Annotated in this window: 12 protein-coding genes and 3 pseudogenes; 8 read left to right on the top strand and 7 right to left on the bottom strand. The window is 48.2% G+C overall.

What is annotated here, in order from left to right:
* Positions 1-176: 176 nt before the first annotated feature.
* The gene (locus AUL54_RS14540; protein WP_060964315.1) at positions 177-1,541 is read left to right on the top strand and encodes a S1C family serine protease; all 1,365 of its coding nucleotides are present in this window, start codon (positions 177-179) and stop codon (positions 1,539-1,541) included.
* A 46-nt stretch (positions 1,542-1,587) separates the two neighbouring features.
* Here the strand turns inward: AUL54_RS14540 and AUL54_RS14545 are convergent, their stop codons facing one another.
* On the bottom strand, positions 1,588-2,052 hold the full coding sequence (locus AUL54_RS14545; RefSeq protein ID WP_016937983.1) for a Dps family protein: 465 nt from the start codon (positions 2,050-2,052) through the stop codon (positions 1,588-1,590).
* Positions 2,053-2,135: 83 nt separating this feature from the next.
* Entirely contained in the window at positions 2,136-2,984 is an 849-nt protein-coding gene (locus AUL54_RS14550) for an oxidoreductase (RefSeq protein WP_060964316.1), read from the bottom strand.
* A 133-nt stretch (positions 2,985-3,117) separates the two neighbouring features.
* Here AUL54_RS14550 and AUL54_RS14555 point away from each other — a divergent pair, with 133 nt between their 5' ends.
* From AUL54_RS14555 to AUL54_RS14570, 4 genes and pseudogenes are all read left to right on the top strand, one after another.
* Positions 3,118-4,899 (top strand): M3 family oligoendopeptidase, encoded by a 1,782-nt coding sequence (locus AUL54_RS14555; protein WP_060965107.1) that lies wholly within the window; start codon positions 3,118-3,120, stop codon positions 4,897-4,899.
* Between the two features lie 120 nt (positions 4,900-5,019).
* Positions 5,020-5,457 (top strand): YusW family protein, encoded by a 438-nt coding sequence (locus AUL54_RS14560; protein WP_060964317.1) that lies wholly within the window; start codon positions 5,020-5,022, stop codon positions 5,455-5,457.
* A gap of 155 nt (positions 5,458-5,612) precedes the next feature.
* Positions 5,613-6,437: an ABC transporter ATP-binding protein gene (locus tag AUL54_RS14565; RefSeq protein WP_016937987.1), complete on the top strand. Its 825-nt coding sequence runs from the start codon at positions 5,613-5,615 to the stop codon at positions 6,435-6,437.
* A 2-nt stretch (positions 6,438-6,439) separates the two neighbouring features.
* Positions 6,440-6,704 (top strand): annotated as a pseudogene (locus AUL54_RS14570) (YusU family protein).
* A gap of 16 nt (positions 6,705-6,720) precedes the next feature.
* Here the strand turns inward: AUL54_RS14570 and AUL54_RS14575 are convergent.
* Positions 6,721-7,594, bottom strand: a pseudogene (locus AUL54_RS14575) (LysR family transcriptional regulator).
* A 132-nt stretch (positions 7,595-7,726) separates the two neighbouring features.
* On the opposite strand from AUL54_RS14575, the pseudogene AUL54_RS14580 reads away from it, so the two are divergent.
* Positions 7,727-8,468, top strand: a pseudogene (locus AUL54_RS14580) (SDR family NAD(P)-dependent oxidoreductase).
* A gap of 18 nt (positions 8,469-8,486) precedes the next feature.
* A complete protein-coding gene (locus AUL54_RS14585; protein ID WP_060964319.1) occupies positions 8,487-8,867 on the top strand; it encodes a tautomerase family protein in 381 nt (126 codons plus the stop codon).
* Positions 8,868-8,902: 35 nt separating this feature from the next.
* Here the strand turns inward: AUL54_RS14585 and AUL54_RS14590 are convergent, their stop codons facing one another.
* The 4 genes from AUL54_RS14590 to AUL54_RS14605 form a co-directional block, all read right to left on the bottom strand.
* Positions 8,903-10,498, bottom strand: a complete 1,596-nt coding sequence (locus tag AUL54_RS14590) for an MDR family MFS transporter (protein WP_060964320.1) — start codon at positions 10,496-10,498, stop codon at positions 8,903-8,905.
* Between the two features lie 20 nt (positions 10,499-10,518).
* Positions 10,519-10,980: a MarR family winged helix-turn-helix transcriptional regulator gene (locus tag AUL54_RS14595; protein ID WP_060964321.1), complete on the bottom strand. Its 462-nt coding sequence runs from the start codon at positions 10,978-10,980 to the stop codon at positions 10,519-10,521.
* 139 nt (positions 10,981-11,119) lie between these two features.
* Positions 11,120-11,452 carry a spore coat protein gene (locus tag AUL54_RS14600; protein ID WP_045926004.1) on the bottom strand — a complete coding sequence of 111 codons (333 nt, stop codon included), beginning with the start codon at positions 11,450-11,452 and terminating at the stop codon, positions 11,120-11,122.
* 11 nt (positions 11,453-11,463) lie between these two features.
* Positions 11,464-11,721, bottom strand: a complete 258-nt coding sequence (locus tag AUL54_RS14605; protein ID WP_060964322.1) for a hypothetical protein — start codon at positions 11,719-11,721, stop codon at positions 11,464-11,466.
* Positions 11,722-11,810: 89 nt separating this feature from the next.
* Here AUL54_RS14605 and AUL54_RS14610 point away from each other — a divergent pair, with 89 nt between their 5' ends.
* Positions 11,811-12,719, top strand: a complete 909-nt coding sequence (locus AUL54_RS14610) for a proline dehydrogenase family protein (RefSeq protein ID WP_060964323.1) — start codon at positions 11,811-11,813, stop codon at positions 12,717-12,719.
* Positions 12,720-12,739 lie beyond the last annotated feature (20 nt).

Below are 12,739 nucleotides of genomic sequence, written 5' to 3' on the forward strand. Positions count from 1 at the left end.
TGTTTATGATATGTATAAGGGAAGAAAGGAAGAAAAAAAGCGGGGAAGATAACATGTTCAAACACATTTTGTTTTGGAGCTTTGCTTTTCTCCTTATTATTGGGACAATAGAACTTGTACATGCGATGAATATGTAATGAATAGAATGAAAACATACTGAAGGAGTGTGCGTGAATATGAACGATCAGCGAGATGACGGCATCAGCCGCGATCAGTCAGATCTTTCACATACGGAGCAAAACGGCAATGAACAGCAGCGGATCAGCCATCAGGAGCCTGAGCTGCTCGAAGGCCCCGTCTCGAAAGAAACGGAAAAAGAGACGGCGGCCGGTACGGAATTTGAAAAAACGGCTGCCGTGAAAAAAGAAAAAAAACGGAGAGCCGCTTGGCTGAGCCCGATTTTAGGCGGCATTATCGGCGGAGGCCTCGTGCTTGGCATTGTACCGAATCTGCCGGGTGAGCAGCATAAGGCAGAATCTGTTTCTGATACGGCGAAACAAGTTCAGTCTGCGAATTTTACGTCAACGCCTTTGAAAAATACCTCAAGTGTGGCGGATATGGTAGAAGATTTGGAGCCTGCGATTGTCGGAGTGTCCAACTACCAAGCTTCGCAAAGCAGCCAATTCGGACTTGACGGCGGTTCAAGCTCTGAAACGGAGAGCGGCACGGGGTCAGGCGTCATTTTCAAAAAAGACGGCCAAAAAGCGTACATCATCACAAACAACCATGTCGTAGAAGGAGCAAACAAGCTGTCGGTCACTCTTTATAACGGGAAAACCGAAACGGCAAAGCTTGTCGGAAAGGATGCCATCAGTGACCTGGCCGTACTGGAAATCAGCTCGTCCAATGTCAAAAAAGCGGCCAGCTTCGGCGATTCTTCACAGCTGCGCATTGCCGATAAGGTAATCGCCATCGGCAACCCGCTCGGCCAGCAGTTTTCCGGCACCGTCACACAAGGTGTGATCAGCGGGCTGAACAGAACGGTAGACGCCGACACATCCCAAGGCACGGTGGAAATGAACGTGATTCAGACCGATGCTGCGATTAATCCCGGTAACAGCGGCGGGCCGTTAATCAATTCCAGCGGCCAGGTCATCGGAATCAACAGCATGAAAGTCAGTGAAAACGGCGTGGAATCACTCGGCTTTGCCATTCCGAGCAACGATGTGGAACCGATTGTCGACCAGCTGCTTGCAAAAGGAAAAGTCGAGCGTCCGTTTTTAGGCGTGCAGATGATTGATATGTCGCAAGTGCCGGAAACCTATCAGGAAAACACACTCGGATTGTTCGGCGACCAGCTGTCTAAGGGCGTTTACGTAAAAGAAGTGCAGTCCGGCTCACCGGCTGCGAAAGCGGGCATCAAATCAAATGACGTCATTGTAAAATTGAACGGCAAAGATGTCGGCAGCAGCGCCGATATCAGACAGATTCTGTATAACCAGCTGAAAATCGGCGATAAAACGACTGTTCAAGTTCTCAGAGGCGGCAGCAGCAAGACGCTGAACATCACATTAACGAAACAAACTGAAAGCGCAAGCTGAACGCATAAAAAAAGCTGAACCTCCGCCTGAGGTTCAGCTTTTTTCGTCATTCTCCTAAGTAGGCTGACAGCATCCACACATGCTTGTCCGCTTCTTCAACTAATCCGACAAACAAATCGGCTGTTGACGGGTCATTTTGTTCCTCGGCGATGCCGATGACAAATTTTGATTCGCGGCTGATCTGTTTGTAGTCCTGAACGAGTGATTCCACCATTTCAGAAGCCGTCTTTTCCTGGCCTTCATCCGTAATGGAAGCTTGTTCAAGGTAGCTGTGAAAAGTCGCCGCGGGCTGTCCGCCGATGGCCAGAAGACGCTCTGCGATGGCATCTGCCGTTTCCGCCGCTTCGTTATACAGTTCTTCAAACTTTTCATGCAGCGTAAAGAAATGAGGGCCTTTTACATACCAATGGAAGCGGTGCAGTTTAGAGTAAAGGATAAACCAGTTTGATAATTGGGTGTTCATTGATTTCTCAACTAGATTTTCAGTTTTTTTCGCGTTTTGTGTATTCATGTTTATCGTCCTCCCTGTGATCTGTTAATTTAATTATATCACATATCAAATAAAAATCAATACTAAATTATAATAATTATAATTTAGGTTTCTTTGAACAGCTTTTTCTTTATAACAGATTCCCAGACGGGCCAAGAGAAGAGTGAGCGGCAAGCCAATGTCAGCTTAATGCCCCTGCCGATCGGATACCGCAGTTTCTTCAGGCATTTCGTCTGTGCCAATTGATAAATCAGCTCCGCCACGTCATTGGGATCGCCGCTTTTGGATGCGCTCGCTTTGAAGTAAGCTTCAATTTGCTGATAATAGCGGTAATAGGGCGAATCTTTGCCGGGTGCCGTAAGATGATGGGAGAGAGACGTCTCCCAGATAGACGTTTTATAGGAGCCCGGTTCTATTAAAGCGGCATCAATTCCTAAAGGAAGAAGCTCAAGACGCAGACACTCTGTAAACCCTTCAATCGCGAATTTGGAAGAAGTGTACGGAGAAAGAGCAGGAAAGGCGGTCAGTCCGCTGATGCTGCTGATATTGATGATTTTCGCTCCGCCGTGTTTTCTCATATAAGGGAGGACGGTTTTTGTGACATGAATCAGGCCGAATACATTCGTGTCAAACTGCTGTCTGTAATGTTCCATCGGCACATCTGCAATAAATCCCCCGTACGCAGTGCCGGCGTTGTTCACAAGCACATCAACCGGTCCGAAACCGCTGATGGTGTTGCCGAAGTCAGACACTGACTGCTCATTTGTCACATCTAAAGAAGCGATCGTAATATGACCGGATACACCCGCTTGGGCGGCGGCCTCTTTCAATGTTTCAGCTTTCTCCGGCTGTCTCGCTGTTGCGATGACATGATAAGACCGGGCGAGCTTCAGCGCTGTCAGCAGACCGAATCCGCTCGTCGCGCCGGTTACAATGGCAACTTTTCTGTTCAACTCATATTCCTCCCCGTTTGTTCTTATATGTTAGTGTATAACATTTAGCAGTGAGAAGGAGAAATCGTTCGGAAATATGTCAGAATTGTTTTATAATGGAATCAGTTTCGGACAGAAAGGGGTAATGAAAAAGATGGCATTAGAGGGATTGAAGGAAACATGGGATTTAAACTCCATTTTTGAGGGCGGGAGCAGGTCGGAAGATTTCCAGCAATACATACAAAAGCTTAAACAGCAGCTCAGCGCTTTTCAAAAAGAGGCAGAGGCGTTTACAGTTCCGTCTCATGCTGATGAAGGCCAAGAGCTGATTCATCTGATTGATCGGTATGAGCGGTCGACGATCATGATCAGACAGGCGGGAGCGTTCGTCGGCTGTCTTCAGGCTCAGAACACTGATGATCAGAAAGCGAATGAGTGGAGGGGGCGGATCAATCAGCTGAGCAGTGATTTTAAATCCGCTCTGGTCACGCTTGATGATACACTTGCCCGGATTGACGAGCGGGTGTGGGAGGAACTGCTGCAAAAACCGGAACTTCAGGACCTCACATACGTTTTAAATGAAAGAAGAGACCGGATCAGAGAAAAGCTCAGCGCTTCAGAAGAGAGACTGATTGAAGGTCTGGCCGTTGACGGCTATCACGCATGGGGCGACCTGTATAATGCGGCTGTCGGAAGAATGAAGATTCCGTTTGAGGATAAAGAGCTGTCGGTCGGCCAAGCGGAAAATATGATGGCGCATCCGGACCGCGGCACCAGACGGCAAGTATTTAAAGAGCTTAACGAAGCCTGGAAGGGAGAAGAGGAGCTGTTTGGCAGCACGCTGAATCACCTGGCCGGCTTCCGAACGGAAATGTATAAAGCGCGGGGCTGGAAAAGCGCCTTGGAAGAGCCGCTTGCGATCAACCGGATGAAAAAAGAAACACTGGATGTCATGTGGCAGGTCATTACCGATCATAAAAAGCCCTTTGCCGAATACCTGAATCGAAAGGCGTCCCTTTTAGGGCTTGAGCGCCTGAATTGGTATGATGTGAACGCGCCGATCAGTGAGGCGCCGAAAAAATACACATATGATGAAGCGGCCAATCTGATCGTTACCCAATTTTCCACATTTGGCAAAAAACTGTCCGCATTTACGGAAAAAGCGTTCCGCGATCGGTGGATTGAAGCGGAAGACCGCAGCGGCAAACGGGTCGGCGGTTTCTGCACCAGCTTTCCCGATAGCGGAGAATCCCGGATTTTCATGACGTTTTCAGGAAGCGCTTCAAATGTATCAACGCTGGCGCATGAGCTTGGTCACGCGTTCCATCAGGAGGCCATGCTCCAAGTGCGGCAGCTGAACAGAGCCTACGCCATGAATGTCGCTGAAACAGCCTCGACCTTTGCGGAAATGATCGTCGCCGACGCCGCGTTGAAACAAGCGGAGACAAAAGAAGAAAAGCTGTTCCTGCTTGAAGATAAAATTCAAAGAAGCGTAGCCATGTTTATGAACATCCATGCGAGATTTTTATTTGAAACGCGGTTTTATGAAGAGCGGAAGCAGGGCGTCGTTCCGGCTGATAAATTGAATGAACTGATGGAAGCGGCGCAGAAAGAAGCGTTTTGCAATTCATTAGGGGAATACCACCCGCATTTCTGGGCGTCAAAACTTCATTTTCATATTACGGGAGTGCCGTTCTACAATTTTCCGTACACGTTCGGTTATTTATTTTCGCTTGGAATATACGCAAGAGCTCTTCGGGAGAAAGCGGATTTTGAAGAAAAATATATCGCGCTTTTGCGTGACACGGCTTCGATGACCGTTGAGGATTTGGCGATGAAGCACCTTGGAGCGGATCTGACGGAACGATCGTTTTGGGAAGACGCGGTCCGCCTTGCGGTACGGGATGTGCAGGAATTTTTAGAGCTGACTGAATGATGATATAGAGAGGAACCGGCCGGAGCGATAAACAGCTCCGGTTCTTTTTTGTTCGATGAATGACAGCCGCCTCCCTTGGAAATACCTAAAAACGATCGGAATGGAATGGGAGTGAATCGCATGAAATGGATCAGGACGGCGGGCGTTTTATGTCTGACGCTGATGCTGATTGCCGGCTGCCGATTGAATGAAGAAAAACGGGAAGCGGAACAAGACAGCACGCCCGTATCATCCACGAAGCCGGTTCCTTACAGCAGCTTTTCTCTTCGCGTCAACTACGGAACAGGAGAGCATAACCGCTATGAAGGTTTGTATGAAAGAAAAGGCGGTCGTGAAACAGCGGACATCCAAGACAAGCTTTCAGGAGTTCACAGAGAGGGCGAGGAAGCGCTTGATGAAATGAAGATGATCCTCGGAGAACTTGCCGTAAACAGCGGGATGCAAGAAGGCGAAGTCGTCAGGCAGGTGCTCTCTGCTTTTAATTTAGACAGCCATTATGACCATTTTTATTTGAAACTGAAAAAAAGCGACGGAGAAATGACGGAAATCAAAAAATAACCGCTGCCCGCTGTTTTTTTACCCAAAACTAATTGATAATGATATTCAGAGTCATTAATTTCTGTTACAATATAATCATGATCTCACGTTGAATGTTTAGGCAATTTGTTTATATACATAGTGTTGGGAAATACAAAAAAGGAGCGGTTAGCGGTATGAGTGCAATTTCTACAGAGACGCTGAGCTTAGGGTACGGAGAGACTGTTATCATTGACGAGTTGGATGTAGCGATTCCAAAAGGCGAAATCACTGTATTGATCGGAAGCAACGGCTGCGGAAAATCCACGCTTTTACGTTCATTGGCGCGCCTGATGAAACCGAGGGGCGGTTCTGTGCTTTTGGAAGGAAAAGCCATCGCTAAGCTGCCGACGAAAGAAGTCGCCAGAGAACTGGCTATCTTGCCGCAGAGCCCGTCAGCTCCCGAAGGCCTGACCGTGCATCAGCTTGTAAAGCAGGGGAGATACCCTTATCAAAGCTGGCTGAAGCAATGGTCCAAAGAGGACGAAGACGCAGTGGCAAAAGCGCTGAAGGCGACGAAGCTTGAGGAAATGGCCGACCGTACGGTGGATTCTTTGTCAGGCGGACAGCGCCAGCGCGCGTGGATTGCGATGACACTCGCCCAGGATACGGATATCATTCTGCTTGACGAGCCGACAACCTATCTTGACATGACGCATCAAATTGAAATACTTGATTTGCTGTTTGAATTAAATGAAAAAGAAAAACGGACAATCGTCATGGTGCTGCACGACCTTAATCTCGCATGCCGTTATGCTCATTATCTTGTCGCCATTAAGGATAAACAGATTTATGCGGAGGGCCGTCCCGAAGAAGTCATCACTTGCGAGCTTGTGCAGCAGGTATTTGCGATGAACTGCCAAGTAACGCAGGACCCGCTGTTCGGCACGCCGCTTTGCATTCCGCACGGGCGCGGGAGATGCATCGTGCAGGAAGCGGCTCTCACCGCCCGATTGTCATAATCATGAAAAAGGGAAGGGAACGGTATGGAAGAAAAACTGCAGCAGCAGCTGGACGGCCTGCTTGAAAAATACACGGAACTATTGCTTGGCGAAACAAATCCGGAACTAAAGGAAGAAGTCAGGCAATGGATTTTGTATACACATATCGCAAAAAGCATGCCTCCGCTCGTAAAGCATTGGAACCAATCCTACCCGGACGCCAAAGAGGGCATCAAAGCCGCGGTACAGCACATTAAACAGCTCAATGAAGAGCACAGAAAAAAATAATAAAAAGCTTCCGGCATCAAAGAGAGGTGCCGGAAGCTTTTTTTGCTGAAAAGGAATCAATAAAGGCGCGTAATGCACTGCTCATATATGAATCCTTCCGCGTGACGAATTCCGTTTTCATCAGGCTGAAAGATTCGGGAATGGTCCATAATCGAACCGCGCCCAGTGCGGCGTGCTGCGTTATTACGCTTCGCGGGAGCAGCGTAATGCCGAGCCCCGCCCACTCCCCCGATAATCGCTTCAAGGGTGCCGAATTCCATAATAGCCGGATGCGCCGTTCCAATAGAATGAAGCCACCGCTCTAATGTATCACGATACGTACAGCCCGTGCTGTACACAAGAAGCGGCTTTTTTACCGCTTCTTCTATAGCGGTGACGGCAGCGGGAGTCACGACAACGGCTTCTTCTTCAAAGGCCGGGATGGAGTGCAAATCCGGATGATGAAAGTGACAGCCGATAAATGCGCCGTCCAATTCATAGCGAAGAACTTTATCGGTTACATATTGTGTATGTCCTGTCGTAAGGGACAGCTCCACATCAGGATACCGCTCATAATAAGAGGCTAAAAGTTTTGGCAGCCTGACGGCGGCTGTTGTCTGGGTGGAGCCGATCATAAGCGGTCCGCTCGGCTTGTCTGTTGAAGCGAGCGCCATTTTGGCTTCTTCTATCAGACCGACGACCTGATCTGCATAATGGAGGAGCACCGTGCCGCTTGAAGACAGCGTCATCCCGCGGTTATGGCGGAAAAACAGATCGGTTTTCAAATCTTCTTCCAGCTGGCGGATTCTGGCCGTCACGTTTGACTGCACATAGCCGAGACGCGCAGCCGCCTTTGTAATGGAACCTTCACGGGCCACCATCTGAAAAATCCGCAAATCTCCGCTTTCCATTGTCATCTCTCCCTCTTTGCTATCATTTTTTGTGATATGAAACATCTTTAACGATCATTATACGAAAATGCAGATCTCCATTACAATAAACATATCAGCTGATGAACATCGAACGTAAGAGGAGAAGAAGCCGTGAATTTACAACATAAAACGGCACTGGTCACAGGCGGCGGTACAGGAATCGGAAGAGCGGCGTGCCTTGCCTTGGCAAAACGGGGAGCGGCTGTTGTCATTAACTATTCACATTCAAAAACGGAAGCGGAACAAACGGCAGAATTCATAATAAAAGCAGGCGGACACGCGATGACCATTCAAGCGGATGTTTCTATAGACAAACAGGCGAGAGACATGGTGAACGAAGCGGCCAGCCGATTCGGAAGCCTTGATTTACTCGTAAATAATGCGAGCATCACCAGACATATTCCGCTTCATGATTTGGAATCTGCAACGAAAGAAGTATGGGATGAATTATTTGCTGTCAATGTAAACGGGATGTTTCATTGCGCAAGAGCGGCAGCGTCTCATATGAAAAAGCAAAAGTCAGGCGCTATTGTGAATGTCGGGAGCATCGCCGGCCTGACGGGAGCGGGTTCTTCCCTTCCGTATGCCGTTTCCAAAGCGGCGGTGCATGGCCTGACAAAATCATTGGCCCATGCGCTGGCGCCGGACATCCGTGTAAGCTGTGTCGCGCCCGGAGCCGTTGCAACAAGATGGTGGACGGGGCGGGAAGAGACGATGTACCGGCTTGCCGGATGCCTTCCGCTGGAACGGGATCGCCACTCCGGAGGATATCGGAGAACTGATTTGCTCTGTGTTGGAGCAGGAATCACTGACGGGACAAATCATAACAGCCGATTGCGGCCAGACGATGTGACGAAAGGAGAGAGAAATGATGCCGTTTGTACAGATCCATTTACAGAAAGGGAAAAGCGGACTTTGGCTTAAAAAAATGAGCGCCGTTATTCACACTGCGATGACGGAGATGATTGATGTTCCGCATGATGACTATTTTCAAGTGGTGCATCAGCACGAAAAAGGGGAGTTTTTCTATGATCCGTCATATCTTCAAGTCGAGCGGAGCGATGAACTGATGTTTATCCGCGTCACTTTGAAAAACTCCAGAACAACTCATCAGAAACAAGCATTCTATCAGCATTTGGCTGACCGGCTGCACGAAAAGCTGGGCGTCAGAAAAGAAGATGTGTTTATCGTCCTCTCAGGCAATGCGGCGGAAGACTGGTCATTCGGAAACGGAGAGGCCCAGATGATATAAAAAAAATCCCGCGGCATCCGCGGGATTTTTCTCTATTAAACGGCTTTCGCCTTTTCTTCTTGTTTGCCTGTTTTTTTGTTAGTCAGTTTAATTGATTTAACAAACAGTGTGAGGATCAATCCGGCAGCGATAAAGGCCAGGCCTGTGAAAAACACGCTGTGAAGCGAATCCATCAGTGACGTTTTCAAAACCGGCACGATATGGGAAGAAAATGCGGCCGGAATCTGCTTAATCGATTCCTGGCTGAACAAGGATTGAAGCAGCCCCTCAGGATTCTTGTCAATCATGCCTTTAAACTGGTCGGCAAAGGCACTTGCCTGTTTCGGCAGTGAATCTAAGTAAGGCACCAGTCTGTCGGTTAGAAGGGTTCCTGATCTGGCATTCATGACAGCGCCGAGCACCGTAATGCCGAACGTTCCCCCGATCATCCGGAAAAATTGGCTTGATGAAGTCACCACACCCAGCTCTTCTTTTGAAAACGTTTCTTGCAGAGCGAGTGTGAGAAGCGGCATAACAAGCCCCATTCCCAGACCGATCACGGCCATATAGCATGTAGCCGCGAGCTTGCTTGTATCCAGCTGCAAAGTCGTTAATAAGAAGAAGCCGACGGCCATGATCAGCATGCCGATCATGATTTGCGGTTTAATGCCGATCTTATAAACCAGCTGGCCTCCGATAATACTTGTGATGATCATAGATACCATCATTGGCGTCATAATCGTTCCGGACGCGGTAGCGCTGACTCCGATAATTCCCTGCATAAAGAAAGGAACGAACGTAACGGCGCCGAACATGCCGATACTCATGAAAAACCCGATCAGATTCAGTACGGTAAACGTTCTGTTTTTAAACAGGTACATCGGCAGAATCGGCTCTTTTGCTTTGATTTCAGCGAAAATGAATCCGACAATCCCGGCAAGCGCAAGCGCAAAGAGACCGATAATCTGCCAAGACCCCCATGCATAATCCTTTCCTCCGAAGCTGAGTGCTAGCAGGAGGCTGACGATTCCGACGATCATTGTGAAAATGCCGGCGATGTCAAAGTTAATCGGCCCGGTCTGTTTTCTGCCTTGAAGTCCTCTTGCGATAAAGATGACGGCTAAGATTCCGACTGGCAGGTTGATATAGAAAACCCATTTCCAATTTAAAGAGTCAACAATCCAGCCCCCGATTTGCGGGCCGATAACAGAAGCCAGCCCGTAAATCGCCCCGAAAAGCCCTTGGAACTTGGCACGCTGTTTCCCTGTGAACAAATCCCCGATGACGATCATGGCCATCGGCATCATGACACCGCCGCCGATTCCCTGAAGTCCGCGGAAAATAATCAGTTCCGTCATGTTGCTGGCCATTCCGCACAGTGCGGAAGCTCCCATAAAAATCAATAAACCTGATACATATACGACGCGTCGCCCCAATAAATCTGCAAGTTTCCCCGCAATCGGGACGATCGTCGTCGAAGTTAAAAGATATGCCGTGGTCAGCCACGTCATCATGCTTAATCCCCCGAGGTCACCCACGATTTTTGGAATCGCCGTTCCTACAATCGTGCCGTCAAGGGCTGAGAAAAACATAGCGATAATTAAGCCCGTTATTAATAATGTGCGTTTTGGATCCTTCTGTTCAATGCTCATGCTTCGGCAGCTCCTCTTTTCTATTCGTTTTCTTTTTGGTCAACCGCGTATTTCTCGGCGGCTTCCGCTACTTTGCGGATGATGTTCACGGACTGAATCAGTTCATCGTCAGTCAGAACGGACAGGTTTCGCGCTAATATCGCTTTTCTTCCTTCCACGACATCCTCGAATTTCTTCTCGCCTTTTTCGGTAAGGCTGATGTCGATGACACGTCTGTCCTGCTGATTATGTTTGCGGACGATCAGTCCTTTTTGCTCAAGGCGGTCGGCCATCAGCGTCACTGCGCTCGGCTTTACTTCCATGCGCTCCGCAATTTCGGAAACTTTGCAGCTGCCTTGTTTTTTTAAGCTGGCTAAAACAAATAATTGGGCAGGAGTCACCTCATGTTTTGCCATGCTTTCCATCATTTCCGGCTGTATGTTTTGCAGCAGCGTCTGAAGGGATTTTTGGATGTCAGACACATATTGATCCGCGTTTTTCATAACTCCTCCTCATCTGGTTCTTCGGGAAAATAATTAACATTAGTTAAATATAAATAAGGATTAAAGATAAGTCAATCCTTTTGTGCAAAAATAAAAAAAGGATTGATGCTTAGTGAAAAACATCAAATCCTTTCTTATGTTACTGCTGGTAGGGAGACTGCTGCTGAATGGTCTGCTGGAACTTCTGATACGATTGCTGAAGCTTTTGGGTGTCGGCCGCTTCAATGGAATACCAGCCATTTTGAAACATTACATCGTATAATCTTCTCTGCGCTTTTTGTGACTCATCGAAAATCGCCTGAATATCTTGATAAAGAGACTCGTGGCTGAACTCGTGCAGGGCTGTGCAATATGAAGACGTGATATACTTTTCCGTCGTCAGCAGTTCATTCACCAAGTCTCGGTCATTCATTTGCGCCGTATCGGGCACGGGTGTTTGCGGGTTAGTGATTTTTTGATTTTGCTGTTCCATGTATTGTCCTCCTATTGCATATAGCCTGTTGTTGTCTGTCCGCCTTGAGCGGGATTCAGGTGACCCAAGATGTTTTGATAATGCTTGTGGTGCATCCGGCCTATTTGTTCAAGCTCATGTTTTAACGTCTGATTCTGGCAGTGTTCCGCCATGAAATGCGCTTTTTTCATGGCAAGCAGATTCCAGTTCAGCATGTCTTCAAGATACAAATGGTCTTTCGTTGAGATGACGGCAGGCGGCAAATGTCCGTGCTGCTCCTGGTTATTCATATAAACGCCTCCTTCAATTCTGTTCTTCTTAGCTTTCTCTGCGACCGGGATTTCATACACTAATAAAAGAAAAAGGAGGGAGTTCGCCCTTGCTGCGGAGCATATGTTTATTTTTGTCGAAAAATAAAATGCTTACGAAATTCGCCCAGGCTTACGGCCTCCGCTTCGGCGCGGGAAGATTCGTTGCGGGGGAAACACTTCGAGAAGCTGTAAAAACGGTGAAGCGGCTGAACCAAAACGGGCTGTCGGCCTCGATAGATTATCTGGGTGAATATGCTGGGTTCCGGAAGGATGCCAAAAGGACGGCCGAAGAATGCAAAAAAGCAATCAGGGCGATCGCCGAGAATCAATTGGACTGTGAGCTGTCGCTGAAATTAACATCTATCGGTCTGGATATATCTGAGAATCTCGCCGAACAGCACATCAGAGACATATTGACGGAGGCAAAAGAACACTGCGTCCCCGTCACGATTGACATGGAGGACTATTCCAGATGCGCCCGCACGCTTGATCTGTATAAGCGGTGCAAACCGGATTTTCCGATGCTCGGCACCGTCATTCAGGCTTATTTGTACCGCTCGGCTGAAGACATCAGCAGCCTGATGCCATATAAGCCGCGGCTCAGACTTGTAAAAGGCGCATACAAAGAATCAGCGTCCGTTGCGTTTCCTGATAAAAAAGGGACCGATCTTCATTTCCAGCAGCTGATTAAGCTGCAGCTTTTGAGCGGGCATGAAACAGCGGTGGCGACACATGATGACGACATGATTTCGTATACGAAAACACTCATCAGCGAGTATCAAATTCCCCGGGAGCAGTTTGAATTCCAAATGCTGTACGGCATCAGAATGGAGCGGCAGAAGAAGCTTGCCGAAGAAGGATACAGGATGAGGGTGTACGTCCCGTACGGAACCGATTGGTACGGCTACTTGATGAGAAGAATTGCCGAACGCCCGGCAAATGCGGCGTTTGTGCTGAAAGGAATCTTCAAAAAATAACGGCTGCCTTAAAAAAGCAG

The organism is Bacillus sp. SDLI1 (assembly GCF_001553895.1).
Taxonomy (GTDB): Bacteria; Bacillota; Bacilli; order Bacillales; family Bacillaceae; genus Bacillus; species Bacillus siamensis.